This window comes from Phaeobacter sp. LSS9 (genome assembly GCF_003443595.1).
GTDB lineage: Bacteria > Pseudomonadota > Alphaproteobacteria > Rhodobacterales > Rhodobacteraceae > Phaeobacter > Phaeobacter piscinae.
The window spans coordinates 1,610,323-1,630,940 of sequence record NZ_CP031956.1 but is presented as its reverse complement, the minus strand read 5'-3'; the positions used below and the strand labels follow the sequence as shown (position 1 = coordinate 1,630,940).

18 protein-coding genes are annotated in these 20,618 nt (G+C 60.4%); 14 read left to right on the top strand and 4 right to left on the bottom strand.

Annotation, left to right across the window (positions count from 1 at the left end):
• Positions 1–525 precede the first annotated feature (525 nt).
• From D1820_RS07755 to D1820_RS07695, 13 genes are all read left to right on the top strand, one after another.
• Positions 526–1,116 (top strand): TetR/AcrR family transcriptional regulator, encoded by a 591-nt coding sequence (locus D1820_RS07755; protein ID WP_118068435.1) that lies wholly within the window; start codon positions 526–528, stop codon positions 1,114–1,116.
• Positions 1,113–1,376 carry a hypothetical protein gene (locus tag D1820_RS07750; protein WP_162894081.1) on the top strand — a complete coding sequence of 88 codons (264 nt, stop codon included), beginning with the start codon at positions 1,113–1,115 and terminating at the stop codon, positions 1,374–1,376. Before D1820_RS07755 ends, D1820_RS07750 begins: the two co-directional genes overlap by 4 nt.
• A gap of 18 nt (positions 1,377–1,394) precedes the next feature.
• A complete protein-coding gene (locus tag D1820_RS07745) occupies positions 1,395–2,552 on the top strand; it encodes an aromatic ring-hydroxylating dioxygenase subunit alpha (protein WP_217524251.1) in 1,158 nt (385 codons plus the stop codon).
• Entirely contained in the window at positions 2,549–3,439 is an 891-nt protein-coding gene (locus D1820_RS07740) for an ABC transporter six-transmembrane domain-containing protein (RefSeq protein ID WP_118068432.1), read from the top strand. The genes D1820_RS07745 and D1820_RS07740 overlap by 4 nt, the downstream gene beginning before the upstream one ends.
• 78 nt (positions 3,440–3,517) lie before the next feature.
• The gene (locus D1820_RS07735; protein WP_118068431.1) at positions 3,518–4,579 is read left to right on the top strand and encodes a ferredoxin--NADP reductase; all 1,062 of its coding nucleotides are present in this window, start codon (positions 3,518–3,520) and stop codon (positions 4,577–4,579) included.
• Between the two features lie 484 nt (positions 4,580–5,063).
• Entirely contained in the window at positions 5,064–8,402 is a 3,339-nt protein-coding gene (locus D1820_RS07730) for a M10 family metallopeptidase C-terminal domain-containing protein (RefSeq protein ID WP_118068430.1), read from the top strand.
• 82 nt (positions 8,403–8,484) lie between these two features.
• Positions 8,485–8,883 (top strand): hypothetical protein, encoded by a 399-nt coding sequence (locus D1820_RS07725; RefSeq protein ID WP_118068429.1) that lies wholly within the window; start codon positions 8,485–8,487, stop codon positions 8,881–8,883.
• A 241-nt stretch (positions 8,884–9,124) separates the two neighbouring features.
• Complete coding sequence (locus tag D1820_RS07720) at positions 9,125–10,666, top strand: ankyrin repeat domain-containing protein (protein ID WP_118068428.1); 1,542 nt, start codon at positions 9,125–9,127, stop codon at positions 10,664–10,666.
• A gap of 149 nt (positions 10,667–10,815) precedes the next feature.
• Positions 10,816–11,139 (top strand): antibiotic biosynthesis monooxygenase, encoded by a 324-nt coding sequence (locus D1820_RS07715; protein ID WP_118068427.1) that lies wholly within the window; start codon positions 10,816–10,818, stop codon positions 11,137–11,139.
• A 225-nt stretch (positions 11,140–11,364) separates the two neighbouring features.
• Positions 11,365–12,345, top strand: coding sequence for a sterol desaturase family protein (locus D1820_RS07710; protein ID WP_118070102.1), 981 nt, complete (start codon positions 11,365–11,367; stop codon positions 12,343–12,345).
• Positions 12,346–12,475: 130 nt separating this feature from the next.
• Positions 12,476–13,234 carry a hypothetical protein gene (locus D1820_RS07705; protein ID WP_118068426.1) on the top strand — a complete coding sequence of 253 codons (759 nt, stop codon included), beginning with the start codon at positions 12,476–12,478 and terminating at the stop codon, positions 13,232–13,234.
• A 231-nt stretch (positions 13,235–13,465) separates the two neighbouring features.
• Positions 13,466–14,395 (top strand): MYG1 family protein, encoded by a 930-nt coding sequence (locus tag D1820_RS07700; protein WP_118068425.1) that lies wholly within the window; start codon positions 13,466–13,468, stop codon positions 14,393–14,395.
• Positions 14,396–14,588: 193 nt separating this feature from the next.
• Positions 14,589–15,029: a MarR family winged helix-turn-helix transcriptional regulator gene (locus D1820_RS07695; RefSeq protein ID WP_118068424.1), complete on the top strand. Its 441-nt coding sequence runs from the start codon at positions 14,589–14,591 to the stop codon at positions 15,027–15,029.
• 75 nt (positions 15,030–15,104) lie between these two features.
• Here the strand turns inward: D1820_RS07695 and D1820_RS07690 are convergent, their stop codons facing one another.
• Positions 15,105–16,250 (bottom strand): FAD-dependent oxidoreductase, encoded by a 1,146-nt coding sequence (locus D1820_RS07690; protein WP_118068423.1) that lies wholly within the window; start codon positions 16,248–16,250, stop codon positions 15,105–15,107.
• A 502-nt stretch (positions 16,251–16,752) separates the two neighbouring features.
• On the opposite strand from D1820_RS07690, the gene D1820_RS07685 reads away from it, so the two are divergent.
• The gene (locus D1820_RS07685; RefSeq protein WP_254683381.1) at positions 16,753–18,678 is read left to right on the top strand and encodes a TonB-dependent siderophore receptor; all 1,926 of its coding nucleotides are present in this window, start codon (positions 16,753–16,755) and stop codon (positions 18,676–18,678) included.
• Between the two features lie 325 nt (positions 18,679–19,003).
• Here the strand turns inward: D1820_RS07685 and D1820_RS07680 are convergent, their stop codons facing one another.
• Genes D1820_RS07680 through D1820_RS07670 form a run of 3 tightly spaced genes read right to left on the bottom strand, consistent with a single transcriptional unit; the run spans position 19,004 to position 20,616 of the window.
• A complete protein-coding gene (locus tag D1820_RS07680; RefSeq protein ID WP_118068422.1) occupies positions 19,004–19,855 on the bottom strand; it encodes a TonB family protein in 852 nt (283 codons plus the stop codon).
• Positions 19,852–20,229: a biopolymer transporter ExbD gene (locus tag D1820_RS07675; RefSeq protein ID WP_118068421.1), complete on the bottom strand. Its 378-nt coding sequence runs from the start codon at positions 20,227–20,229 to the stop codon at positions 19,852–19,854. The genes D1820_RS07680 and D1820_RS07675 overlap by 4 nt, the downstream gene beginning before the upstream one ends.
• A 9-nt stretch (positions 20,230–20,238) precedes the next feature.
• A complete protein-coding gene (locus tag D1820_RS07670) occupies positions 20,239–20,616 on the bottom strand; it encodes a biopolymer transporter ExbD (protein WP_118068420.1) in 378 nt (125 codons plus the stop codon).
• Positions 20,617–20,618: the final 2 nt, after the last annotated feature.

Genomic DNA, 20,618 nt, shown 5'->3' with positions numbered 1-20,618 from the left:
ATAGGGCGCCCAGCGGGCGCCTTTTTTATCAGTTGATGTCGGTTCATCTGCGTTTGAAATCAGACGGGGTATGCAGCTATCCGCCCTCCACGTGGTGATGGAGGGTGTTTGGAGTTTTCCTATTGCTGCCTGTGATTGGCCTTGCTGAAGGACTATGAGGCCTGTTGCGCTAGCCGGTGCCATCATTGTTCCGAAGCGCTTTAGCTGTGGGCTTTCGGTGCCATGATCGGGCGAAATCTGCTTGGTCACCCTGCAAAGCGCTCGGTACATACGCCACTGTCGGGACGCGGCTGTGACCTGTGATGTCCGCTCTGTCAATCCACCACACAAAACGACAATCCCTTGGACCCCAGTCATGCTGATTGGCCACGAAGCGCGGGTGCAACGGATGGCGCCCTCACCGAAGCTTCTTCTGGCTTCTGCGGTTTCAAACTCGCAGGCGAGAAAGGCATGTGGATATATTTTCAGAGTTGACAATTTATACGATGCCGTTATTTGTCAAATGTGACAAAGAATGGAGTCGCCATGCCTCGCCCGAGTTTAAAGGATCAGCGTTCCGAGGAGATCCTCGACGCGTATCTGACCTGCGTTGCCCGCTTCGGGTTGGAAGGAGCAACACAAGAACGCATTGCCGCAGAAGCGGGAGTAAAGCGTCCACTTCTGCGGCACTACCTTGGCAATCGCGATCAGATGATTGCTGCTCTGACCCAACATGTCGTTGACACGTTCAATGCTTCGACCAGCTCATTGGCTACCGCCTTGGCTGATGCAGGGAACGCGGAAGACATGGTTGCAATATTGTTTGCCGAAGATGCACCGAATGACCCGAGGCTGCTGCTCGCCTGGCAGGGGCTCTCAATCTCGGCTTCAGAAACCCCCGGAATGCGGGCTGACCTTCTGGACAGCCTTGAGCGTTTTCTGACGGTTCTCAGCGACACGCTGAACCGGATCGTACCCGGGGCAAACCCCGCAAGGGTCCGGGCCGTGGCACAGGGCATTTCGTCAAGTTTCGTGACACTCGACTCTCTATCACCGCTTTCTCCTCCCGCAGGGTGGCGGCAGGAACTGAAGCAGGCGGCCTTGCTTCTTGCGCGGACTCTGGGGGGATCGGCATGACGCGTCAGAGGGGCGTGAACTACATTGCCTTTCCGATCCTCGGGGGCGCTGCGGTTCTCGGACTCTATTGGATTTGGGGGCTGCTGTTTCTGTGGTGGCTGGTGCCTGCCGTGAGAAGCGGCCAAGCCCATTTTGTGTTTGAGGTCGCCCGCAGCGAGGATCCGCTGCTGTTTTGGGCCGTGCTGCTCCTCTGGGGCTTGTCCGGCGTCATGATGATCGCCGCCAGCCTGTTCCCGCACTACGCCCCTTGGCTTGTCTGAGGCAAAACAATGACTCGCATGTACCACAACCTCCCCGTCTCCGCTTACACGTCGCAGGACTGGTTCGACCGTGAACAGGCTCTGATTTTTTCCCGCAGCTGGCGCTATGCCGGCCTTGCAGAGGATGTCCCGGAACCTGGCCATTACATCTCGGTTCAGGCTGGCCTCAACAACCTCTTCATCGTAATGGGGCGGGATCGCCGTTTGCGGGCGTTTCACAACATCTGCCGCCATCGCGGAACCCAACTGATCCGCGCAGTCGGCAAGTCGCAAAAGGCGCTGACCTGTCCGTATCACGACTGGACCTATGATCTGGAAGGCAACCTGATCTCGGTTCCCGACGAGGATCGCGAGTATCCCAATGGCATCGACAAGAGCTGTCTGGGTTTGAAACCGGCACGTGTCGATGTCTGGCGCGGCATGCTGTTTGTGCACCCGGACCCGCAGGCCCCCGGCTTGGCACAATGGTTCGGCGCTGTGGATCCGTATCTGGGCCCGCACAAGCCCGATGAACTGGTGGAATACCCTGAAGCGCGCAAGTCCTACGAGATCAAAGCCAACTGGAAGATCGTCGTGGAAAACTACATCGACGTCTATCATCTCAGTCACCTGCACGCGAATACGCTGCACATGTATGCCCATTCGCAGGCGGACTATGGCTGGAAGGGGCCACACTACCATTTCTGGGAACCACCCAGCGAGGCTTATGGCGCGGATCTTGAAAAAAATCTGCCTACCCCGAGGGTGATCCCTGAACCGCATCGCGGCACATGGGTGCCAATGCTGTTTCCCGGTATTGGCATTGGCGCGAGCGAGGACAGCTGGAACCTGTTTGTCATAACGCCTTTGGGCCCGGAGCTGACGCGGATCGAAAATCGCACCAAACTCGCCAATGTCTCTGAGTGGGACTTCAGCAAGCAGGCGTGGAGCAGCCACGGTTTCTGGAAAGACTTCGGTGGCGCAAAATACGACGAGGCTGACCTGTCGGGCGAAGAGGATCCAATGGCGTCGGGCGATTTTACGACCGAGGACGTCTATGCATGTGAGCAGCAGCAGAAATCGCTGCAAAGCCCCTATTTTGAGGTTGGCCCGGCAGCGGTCGGAGAAAGCCCAGTCACCCGTCACCAGCAAGCCGTCCTGGACTTCATGGCCGCGCAAGAGGCCCGAAACGCATGAGGCCCTCCACCAGGCGCCGCGTCGGACCGCTGACAGACCGGCCGCTCACCCTGCGTGGGTTGCTGCGCGCCTTTTGGCCGCAGATCAGTGTGACATGGGGGCTGACCTTGGCGGAGGTGGTGATGTTTGCTCTGATCCCCTTGCTGATCGGCAAGGCCATCGACGGACTGCTGGTCTCGGATCTCGGGGCATTTATCCAGCTAGGTGCGGTGCTGGGCGGGCTGGTCCTTCTGGGCACCCTGCGTCGGGTCTATGATACCCGGGCCTACGGTCTCATGCGGGTCGAGTTGGGTAAGGAGCTTGCCCGAAGATCAGCAGGCACACCTGTCTCGCAGTTGAACGCGCGCCTGGGTATGGGACGGGAACTGGTGGATTTTCTGGAATCTGAAGCGCCGGCAAGTATGACAGCGGTTGTCCGGGTTCTTGCCGCGCTTGTCATCCTGGCAGGCTTCCATCCCCTGCTGGCATCGTCAGCGATGGCAGCGTTGGCCGCAACCATGCTCATATACGGGCTGGCGCACAAACGGTTTTTCCAACTGAATGCGACACTTAACGCCCGGGCTGAGCAGCAGGTTGGCGTGCTGTCGACCCGGTCGACGCCGCGCCTGGGAGCGCATCTTCTGTCATTGCGAAAATCAGAGATCCGTATCTCAGATACCGAAGGCCTGATCTACGGACTGATTTTCACCGCCCTGCTGGGCATGGAAATGTTCAACCTTTGGTTTGCAACCCAGTCACTCGGCGTCACCGCTGGCAGTGTATTTTCCATCGTCACCTACAGCTGGGACTTCGTTGAAAGCGCTCTGATCTTGCCGATGACTTTGCAAACGCTGTCGCGCCTGTCCGAAATCACTGCACGGATCAACCAACTGGAGGGCGTTGAATGAAACGCATTGCCACTCGCGCGACCGAGCCTCTCTTGGCTGCCGCGCTGTCTTCCATCTATCGCCACCGTTGAGGCTGCAATGAGCATCGATTTTCACGCCCTGACCATCGCCGACATCCGCCAGGAGATCGGCGGCAACGCCACCAGCATTACCCTGGCCGTGCCGCCAGATCTGAGCCAAATATATAGCTGGCAGGCAGGGCAGCATTTGCCATTGCGCCTGAGGATCGACGGCGAAGAGCACCGCCGTTGTTATACGATCTCCAACCCGCCCGGTGCGCCGCTGCGTATCACGGTCAAGCGGGTGAAAGGTGGTGTGGTCTCGAACCATATCGCGGAGAGCCTTAAGATTGGAGAGACCCTGGACGCGATGCCGCCGTTGGGGCAATTCGCGCTGCAGCCCGACCCGATGGCGCGCCGCACCCATTATTTCTTTGGCGGTGGCAGCGGAATTACGCCTCTGTTTGCGATGATCAAAGATGTCCTGGCGCATGAACCGCATTCCGTGTCGCATCTGATTTTCGGCAATAAAACCGCGGATGGAATTCTATTTCGCGCGGAACTGGCGGCCCTCGCCGATGCACATGAGGATCGGTTCACCCTGCGCCACATACTCTCGGCCCCGTCCCTATGGAGCTGGTTCTCCCCCTGGCGCAAGGGGCGCATCGGAGCAGACGCCATCAGCGCAGCTTTTGCGGAGAGCTCGCCGGTGGCGCAGGACGTCAAATATTGGATCTGTGGTCCGGGGGCGATGAACAAAGATGTGCGCGACGCTTTGATGGCACTGGATGTGCCTGCAGACCGCATTCATCTGGAGAGCTTTGGCGGCGCAGAGATGGATATTGGCAGCCCGGTCAATGGAATGGCAGCGACAGCATCGGTGATCCTCAATGGCAGGTGTCACGATGTCACTATGGCTGCGGATCAGACGGTTCTGGAGGCCGCGCTCGCATCGGGGCTGAAGCCTCCGCATAGTTGCCGGTCCGGGGTTTGTGGAGCCTGTAAGGCACGGCTTAAGACGGGTAAGGTTATGATGCGCACGCAGATGGCGCTTTGCGAAAGAGACATTTTGCAAGGCGACATTCTTACCTGTCAAAGTGTCGCCCAAACCCCCACGATAGAGGTTGAGTTTCCAAGCTAGCGCGCAAAAAAGCCTCCCCAGTCTTGCGCGACTTGAAGCGGCGGCCCCGCACAGGTTGCTGTCGATGACCATTCCCTGTGCTGCACCGCTTTGGGGGGGGGCAGACTGACACGCTTCGCTGGAATGCTGGGTGCGCTACGGATCTACCACCTATGATTGATTCGATCGGTGGGACAGCGACCAGCTGTCAATTCGCCGTTCTGCGTGGGGTTGTGGCGCTGGCATCTCCCTGCACAACTTCGCCCATGCCCCGACGTCAATGGGCCGGCTTTTGCCGAAACGAAGGGATGGCGAAAAACTCACCAAAAATAGTGAGTTGAACGATCATTCAATTCGGAAACGATCAGGGCGCGAAACCAATATATCTATAATCTCCGAGGTCGGCCGATGGCTGCCCGGGCGCTCCGCTATGCCTGCGGAGGGCTGCGGGTGAATTTTGCCCAGCAGGTCTGACCACTCGGGGTTGAATGACAGGGAGGCAAACATGCCCGCAACAACCGACAGCACCACCGAGTGGTGGACCAATGATCAGACGCCGGAGAACCCCTTTGGCAAGAGCGAAGATTACGAGGGGTTTCTTGACTACCTGGGCGCGCTTGGCCGCAGCCTGACCCCGGAAATCGCCGCTGAACCCTTGGTGATCAACCTGACCGGGCTGAATGATCACCCGGCCTACAAGGACGCCGCCATCGGTGCGCTGGAGATGTGGTCCTCGGTCACGCCATTGCAGTTCGAGATTGTCGATGACGCACCTTATGATGCGGATCTCCATTGGATGGAGGTGGTCAGCCCCGAAATCGGTGAGCCGAGCGACGGCAGCGCCTTTTCCAGCGACCGCTATGTCAGCGTCGGCCAGCGCTTCCACGACACTGAGCCGAATATCACCGATCTGGGCGGCTATGTCTTTGACACTTTCGTGCATGAGTTTGGCCATGAATTCGGCCTGAACCACCCCGGTCTTTATAATTACAGCGGCCCCGGCGGTGTGCAGATCAACTATCTGAACAATGCCACCTGGACCTATGACCGCCAGCAGTACAGCGTCATGTCCTATTTTGATGGCATCGACGTGGGAGAGGAGACACGCTGGTCGGCGGTGACCCCGTTGATGGGCGACATCGAGGCGATCATCCGGCGCTATTATTCGACCGTCGATGATGACGGCGTGCGGACCTATCAGACCATCAACCTCAATACCGACGACAATACCTATGGCTTCAACAGCACCGACTATGGCTACCTGCTGACCGAGGACGGGCCGCAGCATGACATCGGCTTTGTGATCCATGACACCGGCGGTGATGACACCATTGATTTCTCCGGTTCCACCGCCAGCACCATTCTGGACCTGCGCGCGGGTGAGTTCTCCAGCGTCAACGGCCACAGCAACAATGTGTCGATCTTTGCGGGCCACAATGCCGACCAGACGGAATATTACATCGAGACAGGGATCGGCAGCAGCTACGACGATATCCTGATTGGCAATGATGGCGACAACGTGTTGGACGGGCGCGCGGGCAATGACCGGATGGCGGGCAATGGCGGCGATGACGTTTATTTTGTTGATTCCATTGATGATATCGTCCGCGAGGAAGAAAACGGCGGCAATGACACCGTGATCGTGGTGGCCGATGGGCTGGATCTGGGCGACATCGCCAATGTGGAGACCATCATCTACGCTGGCGGTACGCCGGGAACGCCGGGCAGCGACGCGCCGGATGCGCCAAACGGCGGGCCGACCGACGCGACCGACAGCTTGATCATCGGCGATGAGAGCAATGAAACCCTGGACGGTGGCGCAGGGGGCAACACGATCTTCGGCCTTGGCGGCGATGATCTGATCATTGGCGGGCGCGACACGCTGGCCAGCCGCGACATCAACAACACCATCGCGATTGAGGATCTGGAGGATCAGACCGAAACGGATGATGGCAATGATGCGCTTTATGGTGGCGACGGCAATGACACCATCAACGGCGGGGCCGGTGATGACCTGCTGGACGGTGGCGACGGCGATGACCTCTTGCGCGGTCAGGCTGGTCAGGATGTGTTCCGCGGTGGGGCTGGCAGCGACACCGTTGATTTCAGCCAGGAAAGCCCGTTCCAATTGCTGGTCAATCTGGAGACCAATGTGGCCAGCGGCGGCACCGCGTCGGGCGATACCTTCTACAGCATTGAAAACCTGATCGGCTCCGATGATCGTATCGACCGCTTTATCGGCACCTCCGACAACAACCACTTCTGGGGGCAGGGCGGCGGCGACGTCTTCAACGGCGGTGGCGGTGACGACACGCTGGACGGCGGCAACGACGGTGACATGCTCTATGGTGAGGACGGCGATGACGTGCTGATCGGCGGCAGCGGTCAGGATTATCTCGACGGTGGCGCAGGCGTGGATACGGTGCTCTATACCACCAGTTCTGTTGGCGTGACGGTGGATCTGGAAAACGGCACCGCCCGTGGGGGCGATGCGGATGGTCCGGTGCAGATTGTCGGGCGCGGCACCACCATTCGCCATGACATCATTGTCGATGTGGAAAATGCGACCGGCTCCTTCCACGGCGATTATCTCATTGGCTCCGATGGCGACAATGCCCTGCGCGGCGGTGCGGGAGATGATGTCCTGAGCGGTGGCGGTGGGGCAGACCTGCTGGATGGCGGGATTGGTCGCGATACCGCAGATTACGCGCAGTCGGCCCGTGGCGTGAAGCTGAACATGGCCAAGGGCAAGACCGAGGGTGACACCTATATCTCTATCGAGAATATCTCCGGCTCCGGCTTCAACGACCGGATCAAGGGCGACAGGTCTGACAATGTGCTGACCGGGCAGGGCGGCAATGACACCCTGCGCGGCGCGGCCGGCGACGACATTCTACTCGGGGATTACGCCGATGCAGCGGATGCGATACCGCAGCCGGGTATGGGCACCGGCTATGCCACATTGGGGCCGGACGCCACCAACAACTCGATGGAAACCGCCTTTGATATCTCGGATAATTTCTCGCTGACCGAGGATCCGGATATCTTTGACTCCACCACCGTGCTGCACACCACGGTGAATGCCACCGGCAACGGGCAGGGGGGCTATTACAGCATTGATCTGGCGGCAGGCACCGTGCTGACCATCGACATCGACGGCATCGCCGATCCCAATGTCCACGACAGCTGGGTCCGCCTGCTGGACGGCGAGGGCAATATCGTCACCCAGAACGATGATGGCGGCGGCGATCCCGGCTCCACCAGCAACCGCGATTCCAGCACCGTCTTTGTGGTTGAGGAAACCGGCACCTATTTCATTGTCGAGGGCAGCTGGTCGCCGGATGCCGCCGAAGGCTGGTCCGAAAGCGTGCCGGAAGGTTCCACCTATGAGCTGAACGTCTCGGTTGAATTCCCACCGGCACCGGCGCAACCGGGTGAGGCTGGCGCAGATGTTCTGCGAGGCGGACGTGGCAATGACCTGCTGGATGGCGGGCTGATGGACGATACCCTGATCGGTGGCAAAGGGGATGATTTCTTCCGCTTCTCCACCGAACTGGGGGCGGATAACATTGATGAGATCCGCGATTTCGATACCACCAGCGATACGATCCTGCTGGACAGCGCCATCTTTACTGAGGTGGGAGAGGTCGGCGTGCTGGACTTCAACGCCTTCCACAGCAGCGCCTCTGGCACCGCGCTGGATGGCGCGGACCGCATTGTCTACAACTCCGACAGTGGTGCGCTCTCGTATGATGCGGACGGGATGGGCGGCGTTGATGCCATCCAGTTTGCGCAGTTGCAGTCCGGATTACAGCTGGGCGCAGATGATTTTGTGATCATCTGATCCGGTCCAGAAATAGCACATAAACTTGGCACAGGGGGTCTCATCACTCCCTGTGCCTGCCTCAGGTCGACAAAGGACAAGCATGCCCCACCATCCTCATCGCCGCACGTTGTTGCTGGGGGCTGCCGGTTTCGCGCTGACGGCCCTGACGTATCGCGCCAAGGCCCAGTCGGAGGTCGTGCAGGGCAGGTTGATTTTTGCAGGGGACGCCAAGATCCCAAAAGGGCGGATCACCATTTTCCTATCAAGTTTGGGTCAGCCTGGCACCTCGGATCCGGCGCTGGAGTTTGACCTGATCAGCACAGGCCGGGCCAAGCGGATCGACTTCACCCTCTCATCGGCGGCGCTGTCAGCCCTCTCCCCGACCCTGCAGGTGGTGGCGCGGCTTGAACGCGCAGATGGCTGGCTGATCGCCCGTGGCAGCACCAAACTGCCGGCAGGCTCCCCGCTCCATATCACCCTCAACCAGGTGATGTACTGACAGAACTGTTCTCACCGGCAGAAAGGGGTGCCATCCCTCCGTGCCCCCGTGCCCCCGTGCCCCCGTGCCCCGGCCTCTTGCCCTAAGCGGGGCATCGTCCTAACATGACACCGCTGCCGGGGCAGCCACCAGGTCCGCGGAAAGCCGTCATCGGCACCCCAAACCACATCAGACGACAGCCTTCTTCGGTATGTCTCATGCTCGCACATAGCGGACCGTCGGGCATTGAATGAGGACACCGATGACCAAATCTCTGGACCAACTGCGCCGCGACGCAAAGGCGCTGCGCAAAGCCCATCACTCCCACGACACAATCGCCCTGCAGCGGATCGCCAGCCAGCGACCACGCAAGCCTGAAACCCCGCTGAGACATGCCGACTATCTGCATGTGATCGCGCGGGAAAACGGCTTTGCCTCCTGGCCTGCCCTCAAACTCGCGGTGGAGTTGCTGGGGATGGATTTGGCCACCAAACGCCAGCGTCTGCGGGGGGCGCTCTATGCTGGTCACTTTGCGGTTGCGGATCAGTTGCTGGCCGACACCCCGACCCTTGCGGATGGCGATTTTGGCCTCAGCCTCAGCCTGCTGCGCAAGGCCGATGTGCTGGCGGCACTGGACCAGTCCACGCAACATGCAACGGCGCTGATCGGCGATGTTGCCCCACCGATGACCATTCTGGCGCGCTCCCGATGGATCCATCACGCCCCGGAGCGAGAGGCGGATATGCTGGCCATCGCCGAGGCGCTTCTTGCGGCGGGCGCGGATATCAACCTTGGTGCGCCGGTGCATGACGGCAGCGACCACCGCCTGTCGCCGCTCTATTTTGCGATTGGCCATGCCGACAACATGGCGCTGGGGCAATGGCTGCTGGAACAGGGCGCCAACCCCGATGACGGCGAGAGCCTCTACCACGCAACCGAACTGGGGCATCACGACGGCCTGCGGATGTTGCTGGCCCATGGTGCCGAGCCGGAGGGCACCAACGCGCTGCTGCGGGCCATGGATTTCCATGACCTGCAGGCGGTGCAGCTGTTGCTGGATCACGGTGCCAAAGTTGACGCCTTTGACGGGCGCCCCGTGGGCGGTGAGACGCCCTGGGTGGTGCCCGCCCTGCATCAGGCCGCCCGCCGCATGGCCGACCGGCAGATGATCACGCTGCTGCTGGACAATGGCGCGGCGCTGAACCGCCGGTTTCAGGGCGCGACCCCCTATGCCTATGCGCGTGTCTTCGGCAACCGCGATCTGGCGCTGCTCTTGGCAGAGCGGGGCGCGGACACAACCCTGACCCCGGTGGAGGAGGCCCTGGCAGCCGCCGCAGAGGGGGCGCCGCAGGGGGCTGTTCTATCGCCCGAGGCGATCCCGGAGGCCTACCGCGACATCATTCGCCAGATCCTGCATCTGCCCGGTAAGCTGGATCATATCCGGCGGCTGGTTGCCATCGGCGTCGATTATGACCGCCCCGACAGCGAAGGGCTGACGCCGGTGCAGGTTGCAGGCTGGGAAGGGGTGGCGGAGGGTCTGCGCTATCTTTTGAGCCTCAAACCGGATCTCACCCATGTGAACGGCTTTGGCGGCACGCTGCTGTCGACCATTCTGCATGGCGCGGAAAACTGCCCGCAGGCCGCCGCGCGCGACCACATCGCCTGTCTGGACCTGGCACTGGGCGAAGGTATCACCCTGCCACGCCGCGCAATCGCGCTGACAGGCGTGGCCGAGGTGGCGGAATTCCTGATGGACTGGGCGGAGCAACATCCCGATCAGGTTGTCGACGGCGGCGTTGTCTGACCGTTGAGGGTGGGGGCATGTTCGATGCCCACAAGATACTTCGCATTGCATAGCTGGCTGTTTAATGTTATAAAGTCGGCTATGCAAATTGAACTCCTGGAGCCTTTCTGTATGATATCTCTCATCTTTCATAACCTCTCAGGTGCATTATGAGCGCCGCCTCTGCACCGGCAGAAGGCGGTCACGTCACCTTGATCAACGTTTTTGAAGTTCCGGAAGGTGCCTTGCAGGCCACGATCGACTTTTGGAAATTGGCCCGCGATTTTCTGCAAACCCAACCCGGATATGTCTCAACCGCTCTGCATCAATCGATTGCGCCAGATGCCAAATTCATGCTGGTCAATGTCGCGATTTGGGAGAGCGCAGAGACGTATAAGACGGCCTCCGCGAAGATGATGAAAACTGCCGGGATCGCGCCGATAGACGGGTTGAAGTTCACCCCCAGTCTCTACACGGTGATCGAAACCGACTGAACGCGACTGGCCATCGAACCTGCTGATCACGGTGCTATCTATGCACCGTAGCTCTGCGATGGGTCTGGTCATCAGATCCCATGCGGGACGACCCCTGGATTCCGGTAGAAGCCGCTGAACAGGAGCGGTGTTCCGGGCGACTATTGCGGTCAGCTATTAACTGTATTCACGCGCGGGATGTTCTGTCAGACTGGCAGCATACCGTTTCGCGCGGAGACAATGCTGATGGACAAGACGCCGCTCAAGGGGTGGAACCATGTTCCGCCTGTTCCAATCAAAGTATCCCCGTTTTTTACCTGGCCGCCACGGCCGCTGGTGATGGCTGGGTGGCTCTGGAACTCCTGGTTCCTGATTACCGAAAAGTTGATCCTCGTCGCGGTTGCATTTGCGTCCTATTATTGGTTTCAACCCCCTCTGGCGGAGAGCAGAGAGTTTGCCTTTGGCTGGATTGCCCAGATGTATCTGCGCAATCTCCTCCTGATGACAGCGGTCGCCGGCGGGCTGCATCTCTATTTCTACACCTTCACCAAACAGGGCCAGAGGCTGCGATATGATCCGCGCCCGCTGATGAAGGCCGGACGACAGTTCACCTTGGGCGGGCAGATCCGGGACAATATGTTCTGGACCTTGGCAAGCGGCGTGACAGTCTGGACCGCCTATGAGGTCCTGATGTTCTGGGCTCTGGCCAATGGCTACGCGCCGATGCTGACCTTTGCGGCGCATCCGGTCTGGTTTGTTGCATTGTTCCTGCTGATCCCGATCTGGGAGAGTTTCTATTTCTACTGGATCCACCGCCTGCTGCATGTGCCATTTCTCTACAAACACGTGCATGCGCTGCATCACCGAAACATCAATGTTGGTCCCTGGTCGGGGCTGTCTATGCACCCGGTTGAGCATCTCATCTTTCTTGGCTCGGTGTTGATCCACTGGATTGTTGCGGCGCACCCGATCCACATTCTGTTTCATCTGCAATATTATGCGCTGACCGCCGCCACGACCCACACGGGTTTTGAGGGATTGCTGGTGAAGGACAAGAACCGGCTGGCCCTTGGGACGTTCCACCATCAGATGCATCATCGCTATTTTGAGTGTAATTATGGCTCGCTTGAGATCCCTTGGGACAAATTCTTCGGATCCTTTCATGACGGGACGACGGAGGCAGACGCGCGTATTCGGGAGCGTCGCAAGCGTTTGATGAAGAACTGAGCCCAGATGCGTTCTTTGTGACGGAATATGTTTGATAATCTGGTTGTTATTCGTCGCGAACCTGTGTCTCATATAGGTGAAATGGGATGCGATGCGGCGCAGATCCGATGCGGACACAAGGAAGACAGACATGTTCGATGCAGATCGTGTGCAGGAGGTCGCCCAGTCGCAAATTGTGACCGCGCTTGACCTGTCGATGTTCTCTGACAAGGACATTCTCAACACGGTGTTGCAGCGCTCTGAGGTTCTCTTTGATCTGGATCGCCCTGGCCTGCCGATCCGGCAATGGTCCAAGGGAAAACCCGACGCGCTTCAGGCGGAGGTGGCCCGACGGGGCGATCTGCTGCTCAGGCGTGCGATTTCGGTTCTCTATCTCGAATATCTCGCGCTGAAACCCACCATTGCAACCCTCGCTCCGAAACATGTCGCGGACATAGGATGTGGCTACGGGTTCATTGACCTGTTCATTGCCCGGGATTTCCAGCCCGCGCTGACGCTGATTGATCTGGAAAGCAATGACGCGACGCATTTTGGGTTTCACACAGAGGGGGCGGCCTACAGCAGCCTTGCCACGGCGCGGGCGTTCCTACTGGCCAATGGGGTGGCGGCAGAGGCCGTGACGACGCTCAACCCCGGACGTGAGGAGCCAACCCAGATTGCAGAGGTCGATCTGGCGCTGTCCTTGCTCAGCTGCGGTTTTCACTATCCGGCGAACACCTATGCACGGTTCTGGGAGACAAGTGTCAGGCAGGACGGGTCCATCATCCTTGACCTTCGGGATGCAGAGGCTGCCCGCCAGCGCGAGGAGTTGGGCCAGATCGGATCACTGCGTGATCTTTGGCGGGGCGAGAAATGGGCCCGCGTCTTGGTCCGCAAAGCCGGTGCATAAGGCAGGCCAACGGATCTCATTCTGGCTGAACTCTGAACCAGCAGAGCCTCAAGAAACTCCGACAGCCCCCGGTTGTCTTTGGCCCGGGTCTTGGGGTATCGCAGGGGGAGCCGGGCGATGTGCCGACGGGAGCCAGAGGTGTGACTGGGCGCCTCTGTAACCGCTGCCCCTGACCCCTGTGGGCGTCGTTGTGTCGCCTGTCTTCTGTCCTGCCGCCGTGGAGCGTTTTTTATGACCATCACCCATCTTGTGACCCATTCCGGCGGGTTTCATGCCGATGAACTTCTGTCGTCGGTGATCCTGACCTGTCTGTTTCCCGATGCAGAGCTGATACGCTCGCGGGAGGCTGCATGGATCACGCCGGACGCGGGGCGGATCATCTATGATGTGGGGCAGGCCTATGAGGCGGCGGCGCAGGTTTTCGACCATCATCAGCGCCCCAATCCCCTGCGCGAAGATGGCCAGCCCTACAGCTCCTTCGGTCTGATCTGGCACCATTTCGGGCGTGATTACCTTCGCAGCCTCGATGTGCCGGAGGCCGACATTGACGCCATCCACCACAGTTTTGATCAGGGCTTCGTGCTGCCGGTGGATCTGCTGGACAATGGCGCGATTGATCCCGGTGTGGCCGGGCCTCTGGCGGGGATGACGCTGCCGGTGTTGCTGGAAACGCTGAAGCCGGCGTTTGATGATCGCAGTGAAGGCGCGGATGATCAGGCCTTTCTGGCAGCGCTGTCGGTGGCGCGGGCCTTTGTCGAGGCGTCGATCCGGGGCAAGGCTGCGAAACGGCGGGCGGAAACCATGGTGCTGCAGGCGATTGAGGTCGCAGGCGCGGGCAGGGTGCTGGAGCTGCCGATGGGGATGCCCTTCCGCTCAGCGGTGGAGAAGGCGGGCGCCGATCATCTGCTGTTCGTGGTGCATCCGCGCGGCCGCGACTGGACGCTGACCACCATCCGCAAGAGCGGTGACAGTTTCGAGAGCCGCGCCGATCTGCCCGCAGCCTGGGCGGGCCTTACGGATGGGGCGCTTGAGGCGGCCTCTGGTGTTGCGGGGGCAAAATTCTGCCACAACGCCCGGTTCATCGCGGTGGCGCGCAGCCGAGAGGCGATTATGGAACTGGCGAAGCGCGCTGTTCAGGCGGTTCAGCCAATCGACGGCTAAACCGGCCGCAGTGTGATATTTTGCCTGTCGAATGTGTCCGATGAGCCGTCGCAGGGCGGGGGCAGGTGGTGCTAGCACAGCATTCTGGGCGCGTTCTGATAGGGCCACTCATGACTGAGCCGGGGACACGACGCGGTGACCCGCGCTTTGCGGCGTTATTGCATTCTATGCTATGCACTGCTACCGGTGGCGCATGACCTTTGATCAAAATACCTCAGCCGGATATCTGATAAATCAATTGGCGCGGCTTGCCTTTGAGGGGCTGCGCAGGGAAATCGAACCGCTGGGCATTGTGCCCGGGCAGTTCCCGGCGCTGCTGGCGCTTTGGCAGCGCGATGGTCAGACCCAGCGTGAACTGGTGGCCAAAACGGATGTCGAACAGGCGACCATGGCCAATACACTGAATCGGATGGAGCGGGATGGGTTGATTGTGCGGCAGGCGCATCCTGAGGATGGGCGGGCCCGGGTGATCTATCTGACGGAGAAAGCCAAGGCGATCCGTGATCAGGCTTACCGGGCGGCCGGGGATGTGAACGGCGTGATGCTGGCCGATCTGTCCGAGGCGGAACGCCGAACATTTATCGACCTGCTTCAGCGGGTGGTCAAAACCCTGCGCGCGGGGGGTTTGAGCTGAGGCTGTCCGCCCCCTGATGGCCCGGCAGCAGCCGGAGCAAGGGGGGCAGACCAGTTTCACGTTTGTCAAAAGCTCCTAGTAGCCGGTGAAGGATTCACCCCGGATGTCCTGCTCTGCCACGCCGGCGGCGGTGAGCATTTTCTGCGTGGCGGTCACCATGCCCGCAGGGCCGACGCAATAGTAGATCGGCGCATTGAGATCGCTGAGGTGGCGGCGGAGCATGTCCTGATCAATCTGGCGGGTCTCACCGCTCCAGCTGTCATCGGCGTCTAGATCGGTCACCGTCGCGATCAGCTGGACGTTGGAAGTGGTCTTCTGCAGGTTCTCCAGTTCGCTGAGGAAGGCAGAGGCAGCGGGGGCGCGGTTGGAATAGAACAGTGTGATTTTATGGTCGCAGTTGGTCGCCGTGACGTCCTGCAACATCGACATGAACGGGGTAATCCCGATGCCACCGGCAATGAAAACCGCAGGTCGGCTGGTATCTTCGTGCAGAGTGAAGGTGCCGGAAGGGCCGGCGACCGTCAGCTTAGCCCCGTCGGACAGTGTGCTGAGGCTGCGTTTAAAGGCGCTGTCGCTGATCCGGGTGGCGACTGTGATCTGAGGCTCATCCGGTGCGCTGACGATGGAGAGGATGCGGGACCTGGCTTTGCCATCCTTTGCGGCATTTGCGATGGTCAGGCGGATCCATTGACCCGCCTGATGCTGAAATCCCGCGGGTTTGGTCATGTGAAACGCCATCGTTCCGGTTGCGATTGTCTCGCTGCTGGTCAGTGTGACCTGAGTGGCTGGCGCGGCCTTTCCTGACAGGCGAATGCCATCGCGCATGTTCAGCCCCATCAGGACCAGATTGGTTGCCCCCGCCAGCAGTTCGACGACCTGCAAGCCGTAGAAGGTGGCATCGAATTGTCCGGCTGCGGCCCGGGATTCGAGAAAGAAGGCCATCGGCACCAGCACCAGCAGACCGTTGGCGCCAATAATAGGCATCCGCTTCTTTTTGGCCGAAACCAACGCCTCATTGCGCCCGCTGGCCAGCGAGAACCCGGAGCCGCCGACAATCGCCATTGCCGGGATCAGGATGAACATGCCCATCAGGATCGCTGATTTTACGGTTGCGACGGTCGCGTGAGAGCCAAACTGTTCAGACAGGACAGTGGATGTCCAGAACAGCAAAATGGTCAGAAAGCCGATCGTGCCTGCGATGGCGTGGATGCGTGTTTTCATGGCGGGTCTCCATGCTGGGTCAATTACAGTGCCTGCTATGAATGTAAATAGCAAACTATGTAATGGCAACGATGTTTGTCACTGTCTTCGATGGTGCGCGCTGAGCGAGCTGTTCCAACTCCGATGACCGAAGGTGCGGTGACAGGTCAGTGTTTCTGTCCAATTGTTTCGCGTGCGAAGCATTCGGGCAGGGGTGTTGATACTTTTTCTGGGCGTTGCGCAGGGGGCGGGCGCAGATATCTGGTGACGCTGCAACAGATGTTTCGGCGGGGTTAACCGGACGCGGCCAAAGGGGCGATTGCTGCTTTGCGATCTTATGGTGGTGTGGGCGTGGTTTGCTGCGCTTGATGCGTGCGAAATCTGCGGTTCCTGCACCGGCTTCAGAGCTTTTGGAGCCGGGATTGGTATCAGGTCTTGCCAGCAGAACTCAGCCCGGCTAACCCCCAATCACCCAGCGAAAAGTCAGGCAGAACATCAACCGCAAAACAAGCGGAGACGGGACATGATTCTGCGACGCACTGCTGTGTCGACCTTTGCCCTGCTGGCCTCTGTGCCGGCAATGGCTGAAGTTGTCGAACTGGAACCAATTATTGTAACTCAGGACTCCGGGGATGCCTTCTTTGGTAAAAGCGTGTCCCTTGATACCGGCACGGTGGCCAAAACCGGGGATGCCATCGCCGAGACGCCACGCTCGGTCACGGTGGTCACAGCTCAGGAACTGGCGGAGCGCGGTGCCCAGAATGTGGAACAGGCGCTGCAATATTCTGCCGGGGTTGTTGGCGGCCAATGGGGGCTGGACAGCCGCGCCAACTGGTATCTGGTGCGCAGCTTTGACGCCAGCACCCTGCACGACGGGCTGCCCGCGCGGTATGGGTTTTACAATGACACCAAGCCGGAACCCTTCCTGCTGAACAGCGTCGAGGTGCTGAAAGGCCCGTCCTCCGGGCTGTATGGCAGCGGCGCAGTGGGCGGGGTGGTGAACACCACATCCAAAACCGCCGCACAGGAGGCCGAAAACCTGTTTCAGCTGCAGGTCGGATCTCATGATCGCAAACAGGCGGCGGTGGATGTCAGCGGTGATCTGAACGCCAGCGGCACCCTGCGCTATCGCTTTGTCGGTCTGCTGCGAGATGCTGAAACACAGGTCGATCATTCGCAGGATGACACGGTTGTTCTGGCGCCCTCGATCACCTGGCGGCCCAGCGAGGACACAGAGCTGACCATTCTGGCCAACTACCAGAAAAGCGATGGCAGCCCGCTGATCCAGTTTGCCTCCATGGCGGGCACGCTGCTGCCTGCGACCGGGCTTGGCAATGGCGATTACCTGCCCAACAGCCTGTTTGTGGGGGAGCCGGGGTTTGATACGTTCAATACAGAACAACGGGCCATCACGGCGATGTTCAAACATCGTTTCAACGCGGTTTGGAGCCTCAACGCCAATGCGCGCTATCTGGAGAGCGACGGTGAATACCAGCATGCCTGGTGGGCCTTCGACAACTTCGGCTCAGGCCGGTACAATCCGGATGGCACCATCAACCGGACCTTCTACCGGGCTGAAAACACGCTGAAGACCTGGGGGCTTGATGCCTATGGCACGGCGGAATACCGGCTTGGTGGTTTCGACATGAGAACCATTGTCGGGGCGAGCTATACGCGCGGCCATTATGACAGCGACACAGGTTACGGCGCACAGGTTGGCCCGATTGATCCGTTCAACCCGGTTTATGTCGGTTACCCGACGGTCTCAGTGACGGATACGCCAGGAACCTCCATCACCGAAACTGGCGCTTATGTGCAGCAGCGTGCCAGCTATGATGACCGGCTGTTTGTCGATTTTGGTCTGCGCTATGGCAAGATCGAGAGCGGGCCGAGCAATGGCAGCTTTGGTGCGACCAGCACCGCGGCCAGTGACAGCGAATGGACCGGCAATGCGGCGGTGATGTACCGCTTTGACAACGGCATCGCCCCCTACATCAGCTACGCCGAAAGCTTCCGTCAGGATGCGATTGGCAGCGATGTGAATGGCAAGGCGTTTGAGCCGACCCGTGGTGAGCAGTATGAACTGGGTGTGAAATTCCAGCCTGCAGGCAGTGATACGCTGCTGACGGCGGCGGTATTCGATCTGACCAAATCCAATATGACGGTGGCGGATCCGGGCAATCCGGGCTTTCAGGTGCAGACCGGTGCCGCCTCGGCCAAGGGGTTGGAGCTGGAACTGTTCCACCGCTTTGGTGATCTGACATTGGATGCGGCTTATACCTATCTTGATAGCGAAGATGCCGAGGGCGATTATATCGCGCAGGTGCCGAAGAATGCCGCCTCGCTGTGGCTGAACTACGCCCCCGAAGCGGGTGCCTTGCAGGGCTGGAGCTTTGGCGGCGGCGTGCGCTACAACGGCGAAGCCTGGGGGGGACCGGGACCTATCTGACGCCGTCCTATACGCTTTATGATGCGGCTGTTTCCTACGGTCAGGACAATTGGCTGGTGTCGCTCAATGTGCGGAACCTCACCGATGAGCGTTATGTCACCACCTGTCAGGGCGGTGCCTGCTACTTCGGCGACGGGCGAAACATTGCCCTGACACTGACATCGAAGTTCTGAGCCTTAGCCACAGCTAAGGGGAACGGCAACTGCGTCCGCAAGATCTGCGGGCGCAGTTTTTTGTGCCGTGTGGGCCACTTGGGTGAGCAGAAAAGAAAAACGGCCCGCATGAGAATTGCGGGCCGTTTGGACATTGCCATGGACCTGACGGGCTATTTGGAGAAGGTCATCGGCAGGTTGAAGGTCATCTGGTTGAGAGACAGCTGCTTGGGGGCGGCAGGGAACTTGCGGGCGCGGGCAACGGCCTGAAGAGCGGCCTGGTCCAGCGCTGCATTGCCGGAAGATCTGGCGATACGGTGGCTGATCAGTTGACCATTGCGCGCCACGGTGAGGCGCAGCAGCACCCGTCCGGTGGCGCGGGTGCCAGAGGTCCTGCGTTTGTTGCGTTCGACACGGGCGCGGATTTTTGCGCCCCAGATGGATTTGAGTTTCGCCTGTTGCCCGGCCTGCGCCGTCGCAGCGGCGGCGCGTCCGGTCTGACCGGCCTGCGCACCACCACCCGACCCGACGGCGCGCTGAGCCGCGCGGCCTGCAGAGGTCTGCTGGGCCTTTTGGGCGGTCTGCGGGGTCGGTTCCTGTTTGGGGCGCGGTTTGGCGCGGGGGCGAAGATCGGGATCGGGTTGCGGCTCTGCCTTTGGCGGTGGCGGAGGTGGGGGAGGCGGTGTTGTGTCCAGTTGCAGCTTGTCGTCCGGCGTGGGCTTGGCAAGGGCGATCTGCCGCGCGGCGCTGGGCGCCTGGGCCAGTTCGAACTGGGGCACCACGGGTGCTGTCGGGGCGGTCTGCGGTGGTGTCAGGGCGGTGTCGATCTGCGGTTGGGTCTGCGGCGGGCGCTCCCAGGTTTCGACCATCTCGGCGACGGTGGCGCTTGCGGCCTGCACCGAGACCATGGCATCGCCACCCCCGCCGCTGGCCTCAGCACCGGATTTGGGGGCACTGGCAAAGAGCGCCACGTGAATCACCGTGGCGATCCCGGCAAAAACGGTGAGTTCGGCTGCACGTTTCATTGCGGGTTCACCACCAGTTCGGCGTGGCTCAGCCCGGCCTCGGCCAGCTGGCGCAGGATTCGCGCCAGTTCTGTCGCCTGCAGTCGCGCATCGGCGCGCAGCTGCACGGATTTGCCGGGTGCGCTGGCAAGTCGGCTGAGCGCGGCGGGGCCTTCGCTGCCGTCGAAATGCAGCCGACCCGTGGCGTCGATATAAAGCACATCGTCGGATTTGGCCTCGCCCTCCAAGCCGGCGTCGGGCGGGGTCACCTCAAACGGGTCAGGCTGGGCGAGGCGCGAGGTCATCAGGAAGAAGATCAACAGCAGGAACACGACGTTGATCATCGGCACGATGGATTCACCACGCGCGCGGCGGGGGGGATCGGTCAGGTCCATAGGGCCTCCTCACTCCACCAGAACAAAATTGGTGAACCCCGCCTGCCGCAGCAGGCTGGTCACATTGGTGATGCGTTGCAGATCGGCCTGATCGCGCCCGCGCAACACCAGCATATCGCCGGGGCTGTCCATCAGCGGGGCCAGGGCCTCGGCCAGGTTGCTGTCGGCCACCGGCAGCCCGTTCAGGTCCAGATTGCCCGCGCCGATACCGATCAGCCGGGGCGGGCCGGTGTAGCTGCCGCCCTGACCTGCAAGCGGCAGATCCAGCACCGCATCGGTGCCAAAGCGGGACGCCAGCATGAAAAACACCAGCAGCAGAAACACCACGTCGATCATCGGCGTCAGGCTGGGTTTGCGCCGGGGTTTCGGGGCTTGGGTGAACTGCATCG

Excerpts from the sequence above, each read along its gene's own strand:
- D1820_RS07755 (WP_118068435.1), top strand. The coding sequence starts at position 526 with ATGCCTCGCCCGAGTTTAAAGGATCAGCGTTCCGAGGAGATCCTCGAC.
- D1820_RS07750 (WP_162894081.1), top strand. The coding sequence starts at position 1,113 with ATGACGCGTCAGAGGGGCGTGAACTACATTGCCTTTCCGATCCTCGGG.
- D1820_RS07745 (WP_217524251.1), top strand. The coding sequence starts at position 1,395 with ATGTACCACAACCTCCCCGTCTCCGCTTACACGTCGCAGGACTGGTTC.
- D1820_RS07740 (WP_118068432.1), top strand. The coding sequence starts at position 2,549 with ATGAGGCCCTCCACCAGGCGCCGCGTCGGACCGCTGACAGACCGGCCG.
- D1820_RS07735 (WP_118068431.1), top strand. The coding sequence starts at position 3,518 with ATGAGCATCGATTTTCACGCCCTGACCATCGCCGACATCCGCCAGGAG.
- D1820_RS07730 (WP_118068430.1), top strand. The coding sequence starts at position 5,064 with ATGCCCGCAACAACCGACAGCACCACCGAGTGGTGGACCAATGATCAG.
- D1820_RS07725 (WP_118068429.1), top strand. The coding sequence starts at position 8,485 with ATGCCCCACCATCCTCATCGCCGCACGTTGTTGCTGGGGGCTGCCGGT.
- D1820_RS07720 (WP_118068428.1), top strand. The coding sequence starts at position 9,125 with ATGACCAAATCTCTGGACCAACTGCGCCGCGACGCAAAGGCGCTGCGC.
- D1820_RS07715 (WP_118068427.1), top strand. The coding sequence starts at position 10,816 with ATGAGCGCCGCCTCTGCACCGGCAGAAGGCGGTCACGTCACCTTGATC.
- D1820_RS07710 (WP_118070102.1), top strand. The coding sequence starts at position 11,365 with ATGGACAAGACGCCGCTCAAGGGGTGGAACCATGTTCCGCCTGTTCCA.
- D1820_RS07705 (WP_118068426.1), top strand. The coding sequence starts at position 12,476 with ATGTTCGATGCAGATCGTGTGCAGGAGGTCGCCCAGTCGCAAATTGTG.
- D1820_RS07700 (WP_118068425.1), top strand. The coding sequence starts at position 13,466 with ATGACCATCACCCATCTTGTGACCCATTCCGGCGGGTTTCATGCCGAT.
- D1820_RS07695 (WP_118068424.1), top strand. The coding sequence starts at position 14,589 with ATGACCTTTGATCAAAATACCTCAGCCGGATATCTGATAAATCAATTG.
- D1820_RS07690 (WP_118068423.1), bottom strand. The coding sequence starts at position 16,250 with ATGAAAACACGCATCCACGCCATCGCAGGCACGATCGGCTTTCTGACC.
- D1820_RS07685 (WP_254683381.1), top strand. The coding sequence starts at position 16,753 with ATGATTCTGCGACGCACTGCTGTGTCGACCTTTGCCCTGCTGGCCTCT.
- D1820_RS07680 (WP_118068422.1), bottom strand. The coding sequence starts at position 19,855 with ATGAAACGTGCAGCCGAACTCACCGTTTTTGCCGGGATCGCCACGGTG.
- D1820_RS07675 (WP_118068421.1), bottom strand. The coding sequence starts at position 20,229 with ATGGACCTGACCGATCCCCCCCGCCGCGCGCGTGGTGAATCCATCGTG.
- D1820_RS07670 (WP_118068420.1), bottom strand. The coding sequence starts at position 20,616 with ATGCAGTTCACCCAAGCCCCGAAACCCCGGCGCAAACCCAGCCTGACG.